General features: G+C 67.5%; 1 protein-coding gene (only partly in view). It reads left to right on the forward strand.

This entire window lies inside a single protein-coding gene on the forward strand: locus tag OHB12_RS33240, encoding a LacI family DNA-binding transcriptional regulator (RefSeq protein ID WP_327114044.1). The 109,764-nt coding sequence extends 67,995 nt beyond the window's left edge and 18,460 nt beyond its right edge, so the window shows coding positions 67,996-91,304 (codon 22,666, complete, through codon 30,435, partial); the first codon wholly inside the window starts at position 1. Both the start codon and the stop codon lie outside the window.

Below are 23,309 nucleotides of genomic sequence, written 5' to 3' on the forward strand. Positions count from 1 at the left end.
GCCGACGCGGAACAGGTGGCTGCGCTGGAAGCTCGATTGCGCGACAAACTCGTCGCCGTGGTCACCCACCGGCCTGCGGAACAGCCGCCGAACAGCACGGTGGTGGGGTTGGGCCGCAAGCTGATCGGGTTCCGGTTGAGCGAATCCCAGTCGTGGGAACCGCTGTATCAGCTTCTGCTGGCCAAGGGTGGGCGGTTCGGTATCCACCCGGACCACCTGCCCGACGATGTGGAGCAGTGGGTGGAAGAGCAGCGGACCGAGCTGACCAACCGCTTGGCGACCCTGCGCCATGACGTCACAACACAGGAGATGACACCGGAATGGGTTGCCCAGGAGAACCTGGAGCTGGACCTCGACGTGGACGACCCGGAGCTGGTCGAGGTGTTGGGGGAGCTGGGCCGCCTGGATATGGTGACCCAGGCCGCGACCGAGTTCGTGGCGAAGGATCGGGAGCGGCTGAAGGTGCTCCAGCAGCTGGAGGCGGACCTGTGGCTGACCCACGACCAGAAGCGGCAGGCGCAACGCCGCCTCGAGCTGCTGCAGCGCCAGGGAGCGGATCTCACCGACGCCACCGCGGAATACACGCAGTTGACGCAGCGGGAGCAACAGCTGCACCGGCATCGCGCCAACCTGGAGATCCGGCTGCAGAACTGGCGTGCGGCGCGCAACCGGCTGGACGAGCGGCTGCTCGAGCTGCGACCCGACCTCTACGGGGTGGATCCGGAAACCGATCCGGAGACGCTCGCGCTGACCCGGGAGTGCGAAGCCCGGGAACAGGAACTGAATGACGAGTTGCGCCTGACCGAGGTGGCGCTGGCAGTTCCGTCGCCGACTCCGGTGGCCGCACTGTCGGAAGACACCGCGGACAACGCCGCCACACCGGATCAGCCCGGCGACGACGACCAGGACGGACCCGCTGCCCGGGACAGCCGGATCGGTGACAGTGACCGGCCGGTGTTGCCACTGCCGCCGCCGGAAGCCGGGGAGCCGTACAACGGGCGGCTACCGCAGTCGCTGGTCGCGTTGCGGCGTGCCGAGGTCGCGGAATTGGAACGGCTGCATGCACAGCTGCTGCCCAGGCGCCACAAAGTCGCGCTGGAACGCTCCTCGCCAGGGCGCAAAGTCCTGCAGGACATGTACCGACATCAGATTATGTGGTTGGAGGAGATCCGGGGTCTGGATCGGGGGACGCTGCAGTCGGATCCGCTGCGGCTGCAACAAGAACTGGATGCGTTGGAGCCCAGTGACATGCAGGCGCAGGCCATCCTGGGCACCCTGCCCGACCTGCACAAGGACCTGATGATCCTGGCCGAGGCCGATCGGCTCGAGGAGCGGATCGAGCGGCTCGACCGGGTGGAGGCCCGGTTGGCCGAGGAATACCTGGCCGGTGCGCACACCGAGGGATTCCGCGTCCAGGCCGAGGACGTTGCCGAACTGGCACTGGCGGCGCGCCAGCGAGCCGAAATGCGTGACGGACCCGGGCAGGAACAGGTGCTCCTGGCCCTGGAATACGGTTGGCGGCCCGAACAAGTGCGACCGGACACCGAAGTCGAGGCGCAGCTGCGGGAAGAATTCGCACTGCTCGGCTTCGAGTTGGAACTGGACCCGGAGCTGGCCGAAGTGGACCTGATGACGGTGACTGCCGCGCAGGTGCCCGCCGAGCTGCGCACGCAGGTGCAGAAGTTCGTGCGGCTGCGCGAGGTGGTCACAGCCCTGGATCGACTGGACGCGCTGGAAACCGAACTGGACGACAAGCTGCGCGCGGTAGCCGTTCACGTTCCCGCGCAGACTCCGACGAACACCGCGACGGTCGGGTTGGGCAGTGAGCTGATCGCCCTCCGGACGGCGGAAACCGAACAGCGCGAACAATATTACGAACTCCTGTCGCGCTCGAGTGGGCAATTCGGCTTCCACCCGGACAATCTGCCCGCCGATGTGGGGCAGCAGCTGGACGATCGCCGGACGGAGCTGGTCAGGCAATTGGCGCGACTGCTCGGAGATGTCCCCGAGCAGCAGCTGACCCCGGAGTGGGTTGCGGCCCGTAATGCGGAACTGGGTCCGGAACCCGACGACGCGCAAGAGCCGGACGAGAACAGGGTGGTGCGGCGGCTGGCCGCCCTGGATATCGTGCAGACGTCGGTGTCCGAGTTGACGTTGGTGGACACCGTGCGCCTGGGCGTGCTGGAGCAGCTGGAAGGACAGCTGTGGCAGATCCACGAACAACTGCAGGAAGCCGAGCTGCAAGTCGAGCTGTTGCAGCGGGACGCTCCGGATTCACCGGAGCGGAGGCGGGCGCTGGAGAAACAGCAGCGTTTGCAGCGGCGCCGAGACATGTTGCAGCTCAGGCGCGATGACCTGGAAACGAAGGCATGCGTTCGCCGTCAGGCCTGGGAGAGGGTGGCCGAGCGGTTGGGTGAGCTCGGCCCTACCGCTCGTGACGGCTGGGAGCTGTCCGCCATGGCGGACACCGACCCGCAGGCGGGGCTCATGGTCGGGCGGTACCTCGAAGCTGAGATGGAGTTGGACGACTGGCTGCAGCAGACCCTCGATCTGCTGGACCCGACTCGGATGGGGCTGCCCGAGGGCCTTGCCCCGGAAGCCATCCTGGGTGACCCGTCGTCGCGGCCGCCCTGGGACCCCACCGGCGAACTTGCGTCCGGGACGTTTCTCAGTGCGCTCACCGGCCGCGTCGAGCCGTTGCGGGGAGGGAACGCGGACTTCCGGGTCGGGGATCTGCCTGCGCTGCACGGCAGCGTGCCGCATGTCCCGCCCAGCAAGAGTTGGCGTGACCGCCTCGGACTGGACATCGAGCGGGGACAGGCGTTGCGGTCGCTGACCGACGTGGTGGACATGGTGCGCGACACTGTGCCCGCTTTGCTCCGGAGCGGAGCGGGAGTCCAGGACACCATCGCGGCGCTGCTCGCTGATCCGGAGGTCACCACCGAGCGGTTGCGGGCTTGGGGCGCCAAGGAATACGCCCTCACCGCGGTCGGATCCGCAGTGACGGGGTATCGACAGTCGGACAGCGCCCGGAAGCAGGCATATCTGTCCCTGGTCGACGCGGTGAGCATGGCACGCGCCGGCTTGCCCGAGGCGATGCGGCCGACGATGGACAGGGAACAGCTCGCATCGGCTCTGCTGGCCGATCCAGAGGGAACGATCGACCGGTTCCGGACCCACGGTGCGACATCCGAGGCACTGGCATCGGTCGAATCGGCGTTGGCGGACTACCAGCAGGCGGATGCTGCGCTGGCCCAGGGACGACGGACGCTCGCCGATGTGACCGAGATGCTGCGGGACAGCCTGCCCAAGGCGATCCGGGACGGGGCGGGCGTCCAGGCGACACTTGCGGCGTTGCTCTCCGATCCGGCCGCGACGGTGGAGCGGTTGCGAGCCTGGGGCGCAAGGGAATATGCGCTCAACGCGATCGGCCCGGCTCTCACCGAATACCGCCGTGCGGCCGAAGAAGTGCGGCGGGCCGACAAGTCGGGTGCCGAGCGGATGCAGGTGGCGCTCGCGGCAGAGGTCGACCAGATCTACCGCGCTCGGAGGGCGCGAGAAGCCGAGCGCATCGTCCCGACCCGCCGGCCGCGTCCGGTCGCACTGCCGGAGCCGGACGGCGACTGTGTGGCGTTGGCTGGGCAGGCCGCCAATGACTACTACCGCGCGGTGCTGGGCGACGGGTACCGCAGTGTGCTGGGCAGTGATCGTGCGGTCACGCTGCCGGACGAACCGGTCGACCATGCCACCACGAGCGCCGAGGACAGCGGTACTCCGGGTGCGGCGATGTCGTGGCAGGCCAGTGGGCACCTCGGCCACTTCGGCGCGGGCGTCGACGGGTTGTCCGAGGTCGAGGCATGGCTGACCGGAGCCGAAGCAGGGCAGCCCCTGACCGAGCAGGAGCGTGAGCGGCAGCGGAAAGACGCTTCGGGGCGCAGTGTCCTGGTGGTGGAGTCCTACAGCGAGGACCACTTCCACGCCTATTTCGTGGTCAACCACGAGGGCGAGCTGGTGAAGTTCGACCGCACCGGCAACCTGGTCGGCGAGTTCACCCCGGCCCAGGGTGCCGACCTGGTTCGCACCGTGCACGGTGTGAAACTCGGCGCGGACGGCAAACCGGCCGAGCCGCTGGCCGTCGACGCCGAAGGAAACCCTGCCGACCCACTGGACCCGGATTCTCAGTTCACCGCCCCGCCGGCCCCGAGCCCGCGCGTCGGCCAGATCACCGGCATGGACCCCGGCCGCGCTGACCCAGCCGCTGGAACCGCACGTGAGTCTGCGCTCTCCGAGAAGGCGCCACAGTCGAAACCGGGCGACGGTACCGCGCCGTGGGGGGACCGGACCGCGGAACTGGTGGTGCGCCCGGATGCCGTGGGGGTGATGGAGCCTGGGCAGGTGGGGCTCTGGCTGGTGCATCAGCTGTCGGATTGGGCTTCGACGACGGTCGACGATGCCGGGGTGATCCTGGCCGAAGTAATCGAGCACATGGTCGCGCACACCGACGGCCGGATCACAGTGGCGCTGACCGAAACCGGACAACGGCCTGCTCGGGGTGTGCAGGTCGTCGTTCGCACCGGCAACGGCCTGCGGTTGCCCGCCGCGGTGCTCGACAACCCGGTGATCACCACCTCCGAGGTCGAGGTGGTGGAGGTCGACAGCGAGGCACCCGGATACGAGATCCGATTCGAGTTCCACGAATCGCTGGAGCTCCCGAAGTGGCTGGGTGTATTGCTGGAGCGCACCTCGCATCTGCGCGTGGTCCACCGAGGTGAGCTCGCCATAGCGGTACGGTCCCGTGCCATCGCGCAGCTTGCCCGGGCCCTGGCCCGGCACGCCCATCCGGAACTGTCCGGGGGACAGACCCAGGACAAGCTCGACACCGATCTGCGGGCCAGGGCGGTGGTCAACCATCGGCGCATGGCCGACGGCAGCACCGAGCTGGAGGCGGAATATCTGACCTGTCGTTCCGGTGCCGAGTCGGTGCGACTGGCCGTGTATCCGTTGCAGGAGAAAGATTTCGGCGACGGCTTGCGCGGAGTGGGATTGCGTGATCCGCGCGGAGCGATGGTCGTCCTCGACGAGTTCACCGCCGGCTCGGCGCGACAGCAGCGGTTGCCGCAGCCTGCCCGCCCGCCCGTCCGGATCACCGAGTTCGCGCCACGCTCACCGCGTGCGCAGGCTCCGGTGGCGTCGCGCCCGATGTCGGAGGCCGAGCGCCGTGCCCAGTGGGAGCCGACCAGCCGGTTCACCGACTACAACCCGAACGCGAAGCCCCGAGGTTATCCCACCTCGATCGAAGGGCTCACCGACCCGACACAGCTGAAACAGCTGCAAGGCGAAGCGGATGCGGCAAAAGTGTTGGCCCGGCACGGTTATGCGATCTCCCAGAACCCCGAGGTGCCCGGCAGCCGCAATCCGGACTACCTGATCACCGACCCGGTGCACGGGGCGCGGATTTTCGACTGCTACACACCGGTGACCGGCAACCTCGACACCGTTCTCTACGGGATTCGGTACAAGGTCGTCGTCAAACAGCAGGCCGACCGGATCGTGGTCAACCTGGCCCACACCAGCGTCGGTATCGACGAGCTCGCATCGTGGCTGAGCAAGGGCCCGGCGATCCCTGGCCTGCACGAGGTCATCGCGATCGACAAGCAGGGCGAAGTCGTTCACCTCTACCCGCGCCAAGACGACTTCGAGAGAAAGGTCGCCGAACACGACCCCGGGTTGCCGGAACCGGGCAGCGCGGGCGACCAGGGCGTCGTCGGATATGAACGCATCGCCGCCGACGGGGTCGGAAACTGCGTGCTGGGTGGGTTCCGGTTCGCCGCCGATGAGCTGGGGCTGGATGTGGACCTGTCCCGCGTCGAAGGCTTCGACGCGGACGCCGCGCTGGTCGGCGGGGTGCTTCTGGGCGATGTCATGGTGGCAGCCGGGGCGAATGTGCGCGAGATGGCATCGGTGGACGCGATCTACCGCCATGTGGGTGAGCACGGCGGGGCGATGTTCGGTGCCGTGAAATGGCCCGGGATGGACGCCGGACATCTCTTCGTGGTGTTCCGCGACCGCGAAAAACAGGTCTGGGTGTTCGAACAGGACAAGCACGTGCAGCGGCTGGTCCGGTTCGAGGAGTGGAAGCACAAACCGGCCGACCCGGAACGGGTCTTCGCGATCGAATTCGGCGCGGGCAAGCGTGCCGTGGACGCCATCACTCCGGGCGGCGAACCCAGGCCGGTACCCGGCTTGGGCAAGCGCGACCTGCCGCTGTGGGGAACGCCTCCGGATGGGGACGACGGTCCAGCACCCGAACCGGGAGAGGACCTGATCCCACAGTTCCGGGAGGACTACGACAGGCTGGATACCCGGCTGAACGAGGTCGGCCGGCAAGAGCTCGAACCGCATGAGTGGCAGCAGCTGGTGCTGTTGCAGCAGGTCGACCTGGTGTTGCAGGAGGTGGGGTACCGAGGCGAAAGCATGGGTGCGGCACTGCCGGTACAGCTGCTGGGTTACCGGTATCTCCCGGACACCGCAGCCGACGGGACACCGGTCCACAACCGGATCCAGATCGAGGTGGCGTTCCGCAGGCCGCGCACCGCCGGGATCGCGACCGTGTTCGTTCCCGACACCGCGCGGGACGAGGACGAACTCGCCGAGAACATTCGCTGGACGATGGATCGATTCCAGCAGGAACAGCAGTTGTCGGAAACGGCCGCGTACCTGGCGGTGTTGCGGCTGGAACTCACTGCCGACATACCGGGGCAGCTGGACGTGGTGCTGGAAACCCGGCTGCAGAAGGATATCGACAACCTGAAGCGGTTCGTCAGAACCATGAATTCCGGTCGGCGAGAGCGAATTCCCGCCGAAACCGGTCTCATCACCCTGCTCGACGGCGCAGGAGACGGCGGAGATGTCGTGCAGGCCGCGTTCCTGAGCGACTTACGTTTCGGTGAAGTGGATTCAGCCAACGGTGTGACGGAATGGACTGTGCTGGAAAGCGGTTCCCGATCCACCGACGAGCGTCGCGAACTCTCGCCAGGGGAGCAGCTCGCCGCCGCGGAGACGGTGCGGGAGCTGGACCGGATCGCAGGCGCCGCGGACGCCGACCCGGAGATCATCCGCCGTATCGCCGACCTATGCGAAGAACTGGACGAGCTGCAAGAGGCGATTGTCCGGGGCGCACTCCGTCACATCGGGACGCTCCCCGGAGTGCCGTGGCGGTGGCGGCACGACGCCCATGTCGAGGTGCTGCGGAACCAGAAAACGGAGGTGGACGGCCTTTCGGAAGGCGAAGCGGCACCGCGGTGGCACGAGCGCTTCACCGCCACCGTGAACGTGTTGGACCGGGCCAGGCGGGCGCTGGCCCGGATCGGCCATGGCGAGGCGGAGCTCACGGTGTTGTCGGTGGACAGCTACGACGGCTGGGGACCCGCGCTGGTGGCTTTCAATGATGTGCACACAGCCGAGCAGATCCGGATACACGTGTTCGGCGGCCCGCAGACCACGCAAATGCTGCACAACGCGCTGCAAGAGACAGTGGAGAATCGCCGGGCCGCGACGGGCGGGCTGTGGGCAGACGTCGTCGCCCAAGGGCACATGGCGGACGAGCTGGTGGCGGAGCTGGTCGGTATTTTCGAGCTGCGGCGCAGGATTGCCGACCGTGATCCGATGCTGACCCTGCCGCGGATCGACCTCACCGGGCACGGCAACGGCGCCGCCGTGCTGCAGCAGGCGCTGGCCGACCCCCGACTGGCCGACTGGCAGCATCTGTTCAGCACCGATCAGCCAGAGCAACCGGCCGCCGCGGCCTGGCGGCAGCTGGTCGGCCCGATCGCCGACAAGCTGGGCTGGCGCAACGGCCGGTGCGTGTTGCTCACCGAAGGCGCATCGCGTTCCGAGCTGGTCGAGCTGCGAGACCAATTCGCTGCGCTGCGAACCACTTTCGAAAGCATCGGGGAAGTCGAGCAGCACACCCAACTGCTCGCCTACCTGGACACCGAGGTGGACGCCACCCCGGTGGCCATATATTCCGACGACCGCTGGGACGGGTCCGGCCCGTTCGAGGGAATCAACGGTGAGGTGGACAGCGAGGGGATACTGAGTATCCTGCTCGCTCCGACGGACAACACTCCACCCAGCGACGTGATGTTCGACGAACTGTGGCAGGCCGTCGGCCACCACGTCCGGGCAATACAACCTATGTGGCTGCCGGGGGACTTCGACTACCAGATTTTCCTGGGCGGTATCGAGTCGGGTCGTTCCCCCGAAGCTGCCGCGGCGGCGACCGAGCTCGGCGGCAACGCCGCCCGCTACGGATTTACCGCCGTGACGGTGACCGGAGCCGTCAGCGCCGACACAGGCGCTGCGACAGGCTCGGTGGTGGTGACTCTCACCCAGCCGCCTGCCGCGAACCCACCCGAACCCCACACATCGCCGATGGGGGATCGGGCTTCCAGCCCGACTCAGCCGCTGGGACAGGAGCCTTCCGATGGTGGAAGTTCCCGCGACGAGCCCAGTGCCGAGGCTGCTCCGCAGCCCGGGCAGCCGCCGGGTCCCGAGGTGGTCGGGTCTCAGGCGCGCGCCGTGGCGCGGGTCGAGGAGTTCCGTTGGCTCTACGCGCTGGACATGGCCTTGGCCGGTGTCCGGGAAGGCGTCCTCGACATGGCCGCGCGTCTGGGGCTCGCGTCGCAACGGCAGGACCCGGAATCACTGGCGCAGGCTCTTCGGGAACTGCGGGCAGCACAGCCGGGTGAGATCGAACCCGCTCGTGCCGAGCAGATCCGGGTGCTGACGGAAGCGCTGCAGGAATACCGGGGGGTGTATGAAGTATCGGGTCGCTCGCACGCGCTGCACGGTGAACGAGTGTTGGCCGAACTGGACTTCGAAGGTCTTCGGTTGGAGCGCGACCTATACGCGGCCGAGCATGGCTTGGATCCTGAGCGGCTGCCGGATCCACCCCCCGAAGCGATCGCCGAGGTGGTATCCCGGCTGCACACTGTCCAGGAGAAGATCACTCGTCTCGACGGTGGCCTGAGTTGGCTCTCGACCCGGATTGCGCGGCTGCCCGATCCGCCGATCCGCAATACCGAAGGGCCCGCGGTGGTGGCGACTGCGGCGGCGGTCACCGGCAATCCGGAGATCCGCCCGCTGACCCGGGACGTCGGCTATGTCGGGGCGCCGGTGTTCGAGTTGGCGGCCGCGTTGGGTTCGCGGCCACAGGAATTCGGTGACTACGACGACGTGGTCGATATCTTGGGAACATTGGGACCTGGTGCCGCGGTAGTCATCTGTGACGATCACTCGGACGACGACGGCAGCTACGTTGTGGTCAACAGCGGCCATGGGATTCGACGGGTGGGGGTCCTCGGCGCTACCAGCACCGAATTCGCGCCGACGCCCCGAGAAGAACGAGTACCGCTGCGCGGCTTCGTATTCGATCGCCACGGTGATCGAGAGCACCGTCTGGGCGATGCCGCCCGCAGCACGCTGGATGACCTGGTGTCGCACTATCAGGAGACGGCGCGAGAAGGGCGGAGGCTGCAACGGCAGATAGACGCGATCCTGTGGGAGATGAATGTCGAGGCCGATACCGATGACATCGACCTCGGCGAGCTGGTGGCCGAGCTACGGGGCAGATCCGAGAACACGGATGCGGATCTGCGGGCGATCGCGGAGTTGGAGTCCATTGTCGACAGCAGCTCGTTCAGCAAACTCGCCGATATTGTGGCGGACGCCGAGGCGGTCATGGCGGCCGGCGCAGTCGCGGCGCCGGCCGCGCGGGAGGTGCGACCGGACTGGTACCGGCATGCGCTGACCGCAAAATTCTCGGGCTCGGCACCGCTCGATCTCGCGTCTCCCACAGCCAACGGGCACTCCAGCCTCGTTCTCACCGCTGATGTCGTCGACTGGCAGGCCGAGGAACTGCTCGGTAGGTCTGCCTGCCATCTTCTGGCTGGTGCCTTGCGCAGCATGACCGGATGGGATGTCGTCACGATAGACCGACTCGAGGACGGGAACTGGGTACCGGCGCACAGCGGAGTACTCACTCCCGACGGCGATGTCATCGATATCTTCGGGCGCACCGAGCTGGCGGCCGTCGAAGCCAGATATGGTTCCGAGCAGACCGTGCGACATCGGATAGTGCCCAGTGATCGCATTCCCGGCGATGTGATGCTGGGAATGGAAGAGGTCCGCGGCAACGGTCTGTGGTGGGCAGCCGTCCAGGGGGAGTACGGCACCGCAATCGTGAGCCAGTTCGCGCGGCACCTGTTGCGTATCCATGGCTATGCGGAAATCGCCGAAGCCGTGTCGCGTGGGGAAGACGCGACCGTGCTTGCCCGGAATTACCAATCGACACGGCAAGTCGAGAATATCGACCCGTTGCGGCGCGAATTCTCCGATTTCCAGCGGCGGATGTTCGACGCCGCGGAGGACGACGGCGACCGGCGGGTGTTGGCGCAAGCGAATCCGATATCGATCCGGCAGGGCTTCGAGGCCTTGCCCGCGCAGCTGCGCGACACCGCGATACTCCGATTCGGAGCAGCAAAGACGATCACCGAGACCGCCGACGAGCTGGGGATCACCCGGGAACGGGCGGCGGAAACGCTGCGCATGGTGGCCAGGACCGTCGCCGAAGCGGTGCGACAGCAGCAGTTCGAGGCGAACACGGCCGGCTGGGACCGTCCGACCCGGCGTGCGGTGGCCCGGCACGCCGGGGTCGGCGCCACCACCGTGCACCGTGTCGTCCACGACCTGCCCGGGGTGTCCACCGAAACCCGGCAGCGGGTCCGCCGGGCCATCCTGGAACTCGCCGAGCTGCCAGGTGTCGAACTCGGCCACGGCTTGTCGGTGCATGCGGTGGCTCATCATCTGGGTATCCCGGCCGCCACCGTGGCCCATGCGATTGCCGGTCATCCATGGAGCAGCACCGAGACCCGAATCCGAGTGCATGAGGCCATCGAGGCACTTGGTGGCACCCCACCGGAAACACTGCCGTCCCGGGAGACCGTCGAACCGAAGCAGGTGTTCGGCAAGCGGGTCACCGAAGTGGTGAACGACGGGGTGTTCGCCGGAGGTTGGGTGGATCCGGCCGCGCATCTGGATGACGGCCGGAAGAACTGTGGGCCGTTGGTGCAGTGGCAGGTCAAGGAGTTCCTTGGCGCGGCCGGTGCGGACATCGACCCGGCAGATTCGAACGAATTCCGCTTCCGCGAGGCCGGGATGACCGCCGGTGAGTTCGCGGCACGTTTCAAGGGGCGCTGGGCGCGTGATCGGTTCCGGGTCGGCTCCGCAGGATTGGCGGGGGTAGTACGCCATGTGTGGTCGCACGGTGGGCTGGTCGCCGGAGCGATGGAGTTCCCTGGCAAGGGTGCACACGCGTTCGCGGTGTTCAAGGTCACCGAGGACTATGCCGCCCGGCATCCGGAGCTGGGCCTGCACGTCGGTGAGATCGTGGTGTTCGACAACGCCGTGGGCGGTTTGATCCGCGGTGCGGACGTGGACGACTGGGTGCGCCTGGCGGGTGCGGGCGTCGGAGAGGTGCACGGCATCGTCTTCGGTGCGGACGGCAAACCGGACCTTCCGTTGGACGGCGACGGGCCGTCCGGCCGTGGTCCGGTGGGACCGATCGGGGCTCGGCCGGATCGGCACTTGCGCCCCGTGTCGGATCCGGGGGTCGAACCCGAGCCCGACCCGGCATCCGAACCCGAACCTCCGGTCCTGGGGGCGAAGCTGCTGGAGCTGCGCAGCTTCCTGAACGAGCGGCAGCTACAGCTGTACCCGGCGCTGTCCCGGGAATCGGTGCTGGGTCCGCACGGGTTGGCGTGGCTGCAGGCGCGCCGCGACAGCCTGGCCGAGATTTTCGCCCGGGAGTGCAAGGTACTGCCGACGCAGTTGACGCCGACGCGGGTCACCGAGCTGGTTCTCGATCTGTCGTCTCTGAACCGCGATCCGGGCGCAGGCCCCCGGCTGCAAGAGACCGACCGGCTTATTGCGGCGGAACGGGAGTTCATCACCGCGGACATCTTGTTGGCGCGCGTCGACGAGTTGGACAGCAGGCTGCGGGCGGAAACCGATCCCGACGAGCTGGAGCGGCTGACCCGACTGGCCCGGCATCTCGACGAGGTGGCTGGACAGCGCCTGGCGCAGCACAGCCGAGCGGAAGCAGAACTCGGCAAGGGCGAAGCGGCCGCCGCGCGGCTGGACTGGCAGACGGAGGATCTGGGTCCGGTCGAACTGTGGCCGAAAGTGGCGAAATACTGGATCGGGTTCTTCGAAGAGCAGGTGCGCGGTGGGCTCAGCGCCCGGCGGCTGGCCGACTTCTTCGGTGGGCACGCACCGCGGCACTTCTTCCGTCATGAACTGGAGCAGTTGCTCGAGGCGGTGGCTCCGCGCTCGCGGTGGGAACCCGGTCTGCACGAGAACATCCGCGGGCTGTTGGCGCTGCACGACCTGCAGTCCGCGGCCGAGGAGTACCTCGAGTCGTCCGGAGCGGTTGAACAGCTCGACCGGGACCTCGCGCACTATTCCGCCGAGGTCGGACTGCGGCCGGTGCTGCCGGACCTGCCGGCGCCCGGGGCACGCGAACGGGCCGACCGGATCTGGCAGCGGGTCTACGACTTCGACAGTGTCGGCGAGTTTTTCGTCGCGCTGAGCGAGGACGAGCGGTGGGCGCTGGTCTCCGGTGGCCTGCCGGACCACGCCGTCGACGTGGCGAGTCTGCCCGTCCGCTGGCGCAATCGGATCAACCGGTACGAACTCGCCCGGCGCCAGGCCGCCGGCCAGGACATCAGCCGGGAACTGGCGAAGCTGGCCGAAGCGGAGCAGCAGGCGGTGCGGCTGCCCGGCCATCCGGCGGTGCACCTGCTGCGGATCGACCGAATGGTGCTGGCCTTCGGCGACATCGACACCGCCGATCACATCGCGGTGCACCGTCGTGACGAGCGCAGGCCCATGGCGGCCGGGATCGCGTTTGCCGCACCGGAATTCTTGGACGTGTTGTCCACTGAGGACGCCGATCAGCCGGCGCTGGTGGTGTTGACCGAGCCCGATGAGTTCGGGGCCGACGTGACCGAAGAAACCCGGCGCTGGGCACCGACCCGCCGGCTCTACGACCCGCACCGGTGGGTCGGCACACCCGTTGTCGACCTGCGGACAGAGGCCGACAACGCAGCCTGGGGGGGCTTGTCGGCAGTGCCGGGACCGGTTCCGGCCGATTTCGAGGGGCTCGCGGACTACCGTGGGCCGAACCGGTCCAGGGCGCTGTCGCTGCTGGAGCATGCCTTGGAAGGCGAATCCGCGGACTGCGCCGACCAGGTCATGATCAATGCCGGAGTGGATCCGGAGTCGATCCGTGGCTCGAACCTGCCCGGGTGGTCCGCCGACGAGTTCAGCGCCGGGATGCAGGGTGTGTGGTTCGGTTTCGAATCCGACGACCTGCCGCAGGCGCGGCAGGGTCTGTGGTATCCGCGCGGCCTCGGATCCGAAACCTCGACCGCGGTGGACAAGATCGCCTTGCAGCTGACCCGGATGTTCCCCGGTGCGGTGGCCACGGTGGTCGAGGAATATGCCAGGGGATCCGAATCCGCGAATGTGGTGGGCGCGCACACCTACGAACTGGAATACCAGGGCAAGGACCACCTCGGCCGCCCGATCATCATCGAACGGCGTTGGGTGCGAACCGAGGCGACGACCGGCACTCTGGAACGCCCGAAGGCGAAGAAGGTCGACACCCGCTACGTGTGGGGCGTGGACCGGCCCGACGTGCACAGGGCCTACGCGATGTTCCGCTTCGCGGACGACACTCCGTTGCTGCCACCGGAGCACGGGCGGGCCGAATACACCGAGAACAACGGCGAAGCCGGGGTCGACAAGCCGCGCACCCGGATCGGGCGGGAACTGCCGCCGATTGGTGACGGTGACGCTGAGTGGGGCGGAATGTTGCCGCCGATTGGTGACGGTGACGGTGAGAGCGATGGTCGGGCGGGGGTTGCCGATCCGGATGGTCGGCTGGGTGGGATGTTGCCGCCGATCGGCGGGGAGGTCGACAGTGACCTGCAGCAGGTCAGCAGGTTGGCTGGGGCGAGTTACACCGCCGATCTGCGGTATGCCCGCCTGCGCCGCGAACGAGACGATCTGATCGTTGACCTGGCCCTCGAAGCAGGTCTGAACCCGAATCGGCCCCTGGCTGAACTGCGGCAGCAGCTGGCGACCCGGCCCGAGGCCACCGATCAGCTGCGGGCGCTCGATGACCAGGAGCAACTGCACCTGCGGCTGCGCGAGGCGAGCCGCGCGCATACCGACGCGCTGGCGGATCAGGCGGCACTGGCGACCCAGGACCCGGAAACGGTGGATGTCGCCACCCACCACCGAGCCCGGGCACGGGTCGCGGCCGCGGCCCAGGAGCTGGAAGACATTGTGGCGCGGTTGGGAATCCGTGAGGGTGGCCTCGGCCACCACGCGGAAGCTGTGGCGGCGGTGCAGACGCTGGCCGACGTTGTCGGTGACGAGCACGTCCGGCGTCCGGATTACGTGGCCTTCGGTAGTTCCCCCGGGGATGTGCCCAGCAGCCTCGATGCCCGGATGCTGCGTTATCCGAGCCACGACTACCTGGTGCGGGAGCTGGTGCACCTCGGCCCGGGTGCTGCTGCGCTGGTGGTGGACGCGTCCGCGACCGGGGTCCGTTATTACGTGCTGACCAACCGCGACGGTGTGATTCTCGAAATCGACCGCAGCACTGGGGAAGTGGCGCCGTTCGTCCCCGACTCCGATGACCGGCGGATCCTGGAAGGCGCGTTCTACGGTCCGGACGGTCCGGTTCATCCGAAGGACGGCGACTGGGACCCGGCCCCGCAGTTCGACCCGACCAGCTCGCTGGAACAGCGTCGGGAAGAGGCGTTCCGGCTCTACGCCGCCACCCAGGCTCAGCTGCAGCAGCACGGGCGTATCGATGATGCTCTCGGGCGGCTGGACGGTCTCGCCGCGCAGCGGCTGACGGCGATGCTGGACCACCACGTCACTACGCTCGAATACCAGGAACTGGCAAAGAAACTCGGCCTGGACTCCCGGACGTTGAGCAAGCAGCAGCTGGCGCAGCTGCGTCGGACACCGATGCCCCCAGTGCAACAACGCGACAACGAGTTCCAGCGGGCAGCCGATGCGTCGATGCCCACGCAACCGTGGTCCGAGCTGGCCCTGCTCGCCGCCGAGCTGGAGCGACTGGACGGGCAGGTGCGCGAGCTGGACCGACAGATCGCCGCGGCCGTCGAGGCGCTGCCGGACCCTGCGGTCGGCCCCGGCGCCCTGGACCGATTCTGTGCGGCGGCGGCGGTGATGGTGCTGGCGACCGTGACCGGCAATCCGGACATCGGGCGACTCGATTGGGACAACAGCGAACGGGGCACCCCGAACTACGCGACCGCCGCAGTGCTCGGCGCCCAGCTGCGCAGATTCCCGGGTGGAGACGAACAGATGCGGCGGGTGCTGTCGGCCCTCGGCGACGGCGCGTCCATCCTGATCTCGGACAACTACCGGGGCGAGGCCGGGGCGCATGTGTACGCGATGGTCAACGTGCGCGGGCGGATCATCGTCGTCGACTGGGGTACGCAGATCAAGGGTGCCCGGCCGAACGCAGGCGTGGATGTCGAAGTGGCCGAAGGCTTCGTGTTTTTCGGCCGTAATCCGTTGCACCCGATGGACTCCGAGGTCCGGGCGCGGCTGGACACGCTGACCCGGGAGCGTGCGGGTGCACTGCGAGCCGGAAATACCGCCGATGCGGATCAGCTGCACCGTGCCGCCTACGGCCTGCTCCACGGTTCCGGCCGGACCGAAGCGCCGCAGTATTCGACCGGGTTCGACAGCTCCTACCGGTCGCTGCTCCAGGACCTCGACCGCACGCTGTTGCAGCAGGTGCTGGGCCCGCTGACCGACCGGGTGCATATCGTCGACCGAAACACCCGCTATGACATCGGCTTCGACACCGAAGGCATGCTCTGGTCGGAAATAGACGACCTGCGGGAACAGCTGCAGGCGCTGGGCCCGGCGCTGCAGCGGGTCGGCTGGGGCGAATGGCACCGGATCACGCTCGACAAGCTTGCCGGTGCCGCCCGCAACGCTCCCGCACCGCGGACTGTTGAACCCCCGGAGCCCCCTCGGCTGTCGCCGGATCCGGAGGCCCGCCGCTTGCCGTTGCCGCCGGAAGGCGATGGCGTCGCGGAGTGGATGAACGTCACCGGGCACGCGCCGGATGTCAAGGGCGGTCCGTTCAACTGCGGTCCTCTGGTGCAGTGGTTCGTCCGCGATGCCGCCCCCGGCAGCGCGGGCGCGGCGATGGCCCCGGCGGATTGGAACGATCAGGCTATCGCGATGTCCGGTATGGACAAGGTCGAGTTCGTCGCGGGCATGAATATCGGTTGGGCCGAGCAGCACTTCGGTATCGGTATCGCGGGCCTGGCCGCCATGGTCGAGCACGTACGCCTAGTTGGTGGGGTTTTGGTCGGCGGTGTCGACCCGGACGGTAACGGTCTCGGTCACGCCTTCGCTGTGGCGAGGGTGGATGAGGATTTCGCCAGGAAGATGAACGCCTTGCCTGCCTCGGCGCGTGGTGAGGCCTTCGAGGTGGGCGAGGTGGTTGTCTTCGACAACGCCGGAGGTGGTTTGCTGCGCGGTAAGGCGGTCGAGGACTGGGTGGTCTCCGGTTGGGTCGGTTTCGCGGAGGTCCACGTGGCGGGCCTGGATGCCGACGGCTCGGCGATGGTGCGTGAGGATGAACTCGCCGCCGAGGTACAGGCACGGCGAGGTCCGGCGCCGAAGCTGGGAGCGGGACCAGATCCGTCGGACCCGTCGAACACGGACGCCCCCGGCGACGGCACTGAGGGACGACAGCCAGACCCCGGACGGATGGCCGAGGAGCAGGACGCAGACCCGTCCGTCGACCAGTTGGAAGCCGAATCTCGCAGCCCGCTGGACGAGATCGAACGGCACGCCGACAAGCCATCGGCCACTGTTCCCGATCCGGAAGGCGATGGTTCGACGCTGCCGACCGCACCCCGCGACCAGCCACACCCTGAATCCGGTGATCCCGAAACCGCGGCCGCCACCGTCGAAGCGGAGGCGTTCGAGCTGCCGCCGCAGCTGGTTGCCCTGTACGGCGACCTGCGGGACGAGCCACAGCGCTTCCGGGGCGACCTCGAGGACTATATCGACCTGTATCGCCGCCACTACGGACTGGACACGACCGTGGATGCGGCGGATGTCGTGGCGGATCTGCTGCTTCCCGGGTCACTGACCTGGCATTTCTGGTTCACCGAGCTCTCGGGGGCACGTGATGCGTTGGCCGCGTGGTTCGGGATATCGCCGGAAGAGCTGATGGACGACGACGCGGTCGAGGAAGAACTCGCGAACCGGCGAGGGGCGAACGGCGAGGTGGAGGAGAAATTCGAGCGGCTGCACAAGATCATGCAGTGGGTCGCGAAAGCCGGCCGCTTGCAGGGACGGGCCGAGGAGATCGGCGCGTTGGCCGAGGCGCTGCGCGGTGCCCGGGCGCGGTTCGAGCAGGGTGTAGGGTCCGTCGACGGTATCCGTCGGCTGACCGCACAGGCTGCTCGACTCGACGCGGTGGCAGGCCGGATCCGGCAGTTGGAGAACTTCCGGGCACCGATCGGGCAGCAGTTGGATCTTGCCGCCGACGCCGAACGGGCCGCGCAGCTGACGCAACTGCGCGAACAGTTGCGCACCGGACTGGAGGAGTTGGCGCTCGACCCGGTCGGTGCGGTCCGGGACGCGGCCGGTGTCACCGTGGGAACCGAATTGCTGCGCGCCAGGGCCGAAGCATTGGTGGCGCGTGGTACGGCCAGGGAGCAGTTCTCCGATACCAGTGCCGCCCTGCGTGAGCCGGTCGACCGGACGGACCTGCGGGCCGAACATGCCCGGCTGCACGAGGAACGGGTACTGAAGCTGGCCGGTATCGCCGCGATGCTCGGCGTGTCGCCGGAACAGCTGACACCGGGCCTGATCGCGGCGACAGCGGTGGAATTGTTCGACCGCGAAGCCGGCCTGGCGTGGGAAGCGACAGTGCGGCGGCTGGAGGACCTCGACACGCTCCTGCGGGTGCTCGATGCCTTCGTCGCCGCGGACGATCGGGTGCGCCGGATCGACGCCGCCGAAGCCGCGTTGGCGCAGGTGGCCGCCCAGCGCGGCGTGGCGCGCACCCGGTACACAGAAGCTCACCGCGCCCATCGGAAACGCTTTGGTGACAAGCAACTCCCGCCGCGGCCGGACCATGTGTCGACGGCGTTGCGAGAACAGCTCAGGGCAGCTTTCGTGGCAGTGACGCAGTTGCCGGGGTGGAGCGAGCCTGCTGCGACCCCCGCCGCGGTTCGCGGTTGGGTGCAGCGGATCGGGCCGGACGCGGGTGAACAGCTCGACACCGCGGAGCGGTACCTGAGTCTGCACGAATTGCACAGTGCCGCTGTGGATTACGATAGCTGGGACCTGCTCGGGTACCGATTGTCGGCCCAGGCGCAACGACTCGAGAGCGTTGTGGTGCGCCGACGCGAGGTCGCCGGTCTGCACGCAGGGGTCGGCAACGAGGTCGCAGTGCTCGCCGCCTGGCTCGGGGTGGCGCCCACCGACAGCGAGACCCGCCCGAGGACGTTGCGCCGCGAACGGGAAAAGGCCCGTAAAGAGCTGGAGCAGCTGGTCCGGGACTCGGATTCGGACGTGCTGCGCAGCGAACTCGTCGAGGGCAGGCTGCCCCTGCGGCGGGTGCCCGCGCTACGGGACCTGCTGCTGCCGCGGCACGAATCGCTGCGCTTCGCAGCTACGAAGGTGATCGGCTACGGCGACTTGGCCGAAATGGCGACCCGCCGCAACGAACTGGCCGCGATGCTGGCCCAGCAAGATCGTCACCTGGACTCCGGTCTGGCCGAACTGGCCGACCGAACCTCGGAATCGGTGGCCACCGAAGGCCTTTCACTGAGTTCGACCGACTTCCTGCCCCCCGACTCCGACCGCCGGGTCCTGCCGGGCAACTGCCTGCCGATGGCAGGCCGAGCCGCGATGAACGCGGTGGGTGCGCCGATCCCGCCGGGACTGGCCGGCTTCGTCGCGGGCACCGAAGGGGTGACCGCCCGCGACGCGGCGAAACTGCTGCGCGCCACATGGCATCCGGGCGGTTTCGACTCGATGGACGACATCCGCGCACACCTGATCGCCAATGGCGGCGCGGTGGTCGCGGTGATGGTCTTCGACGGCTTCCGGGACATGACCGTAGGTGCCCACGCGGTGTGCGTGAAACTCGTCGGCGACCGCGTCGTCGTCGTGGATGACGACGGTGTCGAAGTCGACTACGACGACTGGGTGCGCCCGGACGGTGTGGCCGGCATCTTCGGTTTCGTCTTCAACGCCGACGGCACCGCCGCCCTCCCCCTCGCCGACGGCGAAGAACCGGGGCAGGTCGGTGTCGACTTCGAGGACACCAACATCGGCGCGCGGCCGGATCCGGGCGGGGGCCGGATCCGCGGCTTGTTCGGTCGGCGTGCGAAACTGCAATCAGTCCGTGCCACGGCTGATGGGGCCGGATTGCCGCAGCCGAGGCCGCCCCGCAGCCTCGGAGACCCCATTGGCCTCCCATCGACCGGCGACGACAGCTCGGAGGTCGAGGATGTGCCGGAGCCTGGTCGCGGCGGCCAGGGCAAGCCGGCGCCCCGAATCGGCCGCGGACAACGCGACGGGGCGCTCCTCTCGGGCGGGGAGGACGTTCCATGGGTCGGTGACGGCACGGCTGCGCCTGGCCAGGTACATGTCCCGCCGTCTGGAGAACCTGTCGGGCCGAATGCGGTTCCGGAAGTATTTCGGTCGGCACACGAGGATTTGGTCGTCGAACGGGCCGAGGCAGCGGCGGAATTGGCGAAGGCGGTTGCGAAGACAGGCGCCGACCTGGATGCCTTGCAGTCGGATCGGTTCGAACAAGAGCTGGAAGCCGCTCGGCAGCGCCTGGACGAACAAGGGGTCTTCGACGCGGACCGCTACGACACCGACTTGCGAACGGCGACCCTTCGTTACCGCGAGGTCGCCGCGATGGTTCGCCGGCTCGAGGAACTTGGTGGGGTGTCGAAAGGTGCGGCGCCGTTTCGGCACCGGCTGTTGACGAAGCATGCTGCCGCGGTACTGAGTCGGCAGGAAGCGTTGCGGAGTCTGCGTGAAGCTGCCGCCGCGGCGGCAGCCGACCTGGTGGCGCTGCGGTCGGAGGCGCGAGCCGAGACCGAGATGGACAGGTTGCAGGGGCAGATTCCCGATGACGACTATTGGGAGCTCTCCGCGGCGCAGATCCTCTACGTCGAAAAGTCGGAGTCGGTAAGCCATTCGGAGCGGGCCATCGTGACACACGATGCCGTGGTGGAACATCGTGTCGACACTTCGGATCCGAATGAATCCGATCCCGTGCAAATAATTCAGAGTTGGTCGGCAGACCAGCGCGAAGCGACCGTGGGGTTCAGCTGGGGTGAAGCAGGGGCGGTCGAAGCTGCCGCGTCGGCGTTGGGGGACAAGCTGCGGGAGTGGGGCTGGCGTGACCCAGGTCGGATCGCCGCGGCGATGGAGGTGGTGCGTAACGCCGGACTCGGTGCACTGGAATTCATCCGGGAATTCCCTGAACCGGAGGAGTTGGAACAGTTCGGAAACTTGGCGGGGTTCGACGGAGCATTTCAGAGCGCTCGCATCGGACAGGCTATGGAACACGTCTCCATTCGGCGCATTTTGTCGACGCCGTGGGTGCTACTGACGGTGCGATGGTCGGAGGATGCCGATATCCGATCGCTGTCTGTATCTGTCGAATGCAATCAATACCGCATGCAGGGGCCGTTGCCTGAAGAACTCTTCTTGGGTGTAGAAGAGCTTGTCCCGCATCACAGTGCCGCCGCGGTGGGGGCGGAGGTCTACCGGTCGCTGAAGGCCGCCGAGCGGTCGGGGGTCGAGCCCAACGGGGAAGCCTGGGCGCATTTCGAAGAGCCGCGTGCTGTGGATGAGCCGGCGCGAAGCCGAGTCGACGGTGACGAGGTGTCCGAGCCTCCGGACCAGGCGACACGGGATTTCGAGGCCAAGCGACGGGTGGTCGAGAAACTGTACGACGATCACCATGTCCGGTTGCTCGGATGGGAGGCCGAGGACGTTCTGGTGGACGCTCTGGAGTCCGCCGACCGCGAGTTGCGTGACCTGATCGCGGAATACGGTGGCAGGCACAACCTTCGGGAAGTGCGTTTCGTCGATCCGGATGTGTTGAACCGCATCTCGGAAAAAGCCGTGGGACTGGCGAGTTCCTTCGGGACCAGTTATACCGCGACACACGCGAATTATTACTCGGTCATCGAGATCGATCGAAAGGCGGTGACCGACCGGAAATGGTCCGCCGAGACACTGCAGAACGGGCGGGAGACCTTCTGGTGGGGCCGGTCGCCGGGGGGCCTGATCTCTCATCTCCTACGTCACGAGTTCATTCATGTGTTGGATCGGTCTCGCGGAATCACCAGGTCTCGCGGCAGCTTGATAGCGGGAATGAATAGGGCCTTCGACGTTTTTCACAGCCGCGGGTTGCCGCCGTCGCCCCTTACATTCGTCGGCTGGTCGTGGCTGCTTCCGCGTTATGTCTTCGTCGATGGCGACCCGGCAAAGGAGTGGAAGGAACAGGAGGTGCTGGCGGAGGGGGGCGTAGCCGGGGCACGGGACGCCTCTTTGGCGTTGGACGATCCGGCGCGGGTGGCATACGGGCTGTCGCATGGACTCGGCGCGGAAGAGTTCGCGCACACCATGGCGGACTGGGAGCATACGCGACTGCGCGTCGCGTATGGGAGCCGAAGTTTCCTGCGGCGGTTGGTGCAGAAAGTGCCCGCTCCGGCGCCCGCCGCCGAGGGAAACGGGGCGTATGCGCGTCCGTCTGTGCCGTGGTCGCACGAGGACTACCTGTGTGGTCCGTTGACGATGCACGACGTCGGCGCGGTGACGGGCAGGGCTGGTCTCGACAAGTTCACCGCTGGGCTCGGGGGGATGCGGGTCAGTCGCATCGAAAAGGTGATGGGCGGTCGCAAGCAAGCTTTCACGAACATCGGCGAGGCCGTCGCCCGGTTGGAGGAGTGGGGTGCGCGGCGCGATGAGGAGAACCCGGGCAGTGGCAAGGACGTGGGCCTGTTGGTATTCGAACCGACGCATTCCGGAAAGCGCAGGGGGCGCGGGGATGTCGGCCACATGTATTGGCTGGTTCGTCGGGTGGACGCGGACGGAACCGTCCGGATCGAGCGGCGAGACCCGGGCAAGGGAGTGTTGCAACCCAATTTCGTGGAGTCGCGGGAGTCGGCTGGGCGTCCGGTGTTCGGCATGTTCCTCGACGCCGACGGCGAGCGGGTCGAAGTCGCCGACGCCGACGGCGTTGTGTGGACCAGTCATCGCGACTTCCGTGTCGGCGCGTCCGGCCAGGACCGGTCGGCGCGACCCGCTCCGCCCGGTAGCGACCCTGCCGTTGCCGTCTTGCTGGAGGCTGTCGACCCTGAACGGCTGGTGTTGTTGCGCGAAAGCCTCGTTGCGGAACGTAATGCCGCAGCATTGGATTGGCTCGAGACGGCGTTGCCCGAGGATGAGGAGCGCTACCAGAGGTTGCGCGACATGGTTGTCCGGCTCGATAAGTTGCGCGCCGTCGTCTATCAACCCGATCCCATCGTCAGGTCGGATCGACTTCGGTTGCTTGTGCACCACTTCCACGCCGTCGCGGAGTGGTTCGACGCATTGGTAAGCGCCGACAACGCAACTTCGCTGTTCAGGCAGGTCCCCGACAACAGCATCGACGAGCACGAACGACGGGCAGTCGAAGCTGTCGACCGCTACCGAACAGCCGACGACCGAGTCCGCGCTCTCGCCGACGCGTTGGGCGCGGCCGAGTCCGGCAGTGCACCCGATCCCCGAGCGGTAGCGCCCGAGGCGTTGGAGAAGCCAGAGCAATCGGCGCCGAAGTATGGCGGTAGCGATGCGCCGCAGCGAGTTCGGTTTCGGGACGGTCACGAGGCCTGGGATTTCGAAAGACGATCGCGGTACGGGCACGAAATCTGGGATGAGGTGGTCAGTCAGCTGACCGACGACGAGCGCGCCTTGCTGAGTCGTTTCGCGTCGCTGGCGCAATCCGATGTGGAATTCGTCGCTCTGGTCGATGCCACGTTGCGCGGAGAGCGTGAACTCACTCCAGAGCTGGCCCGGATCATCGAGATCATCGACGACGTTCTGACTCGGTGTCCGGTGGCCGAGCCGATCATGGTGACCCACGCTATCCCTGA

Source organism: Nocardia sp. NBC_01730 (genome assembly GCF_035920445.1).
Lineage (GTDB): Bacteria > Actinomycetota > Actinomycetes > Mycobacteriales > Mycobacteriaceae > Nocardia.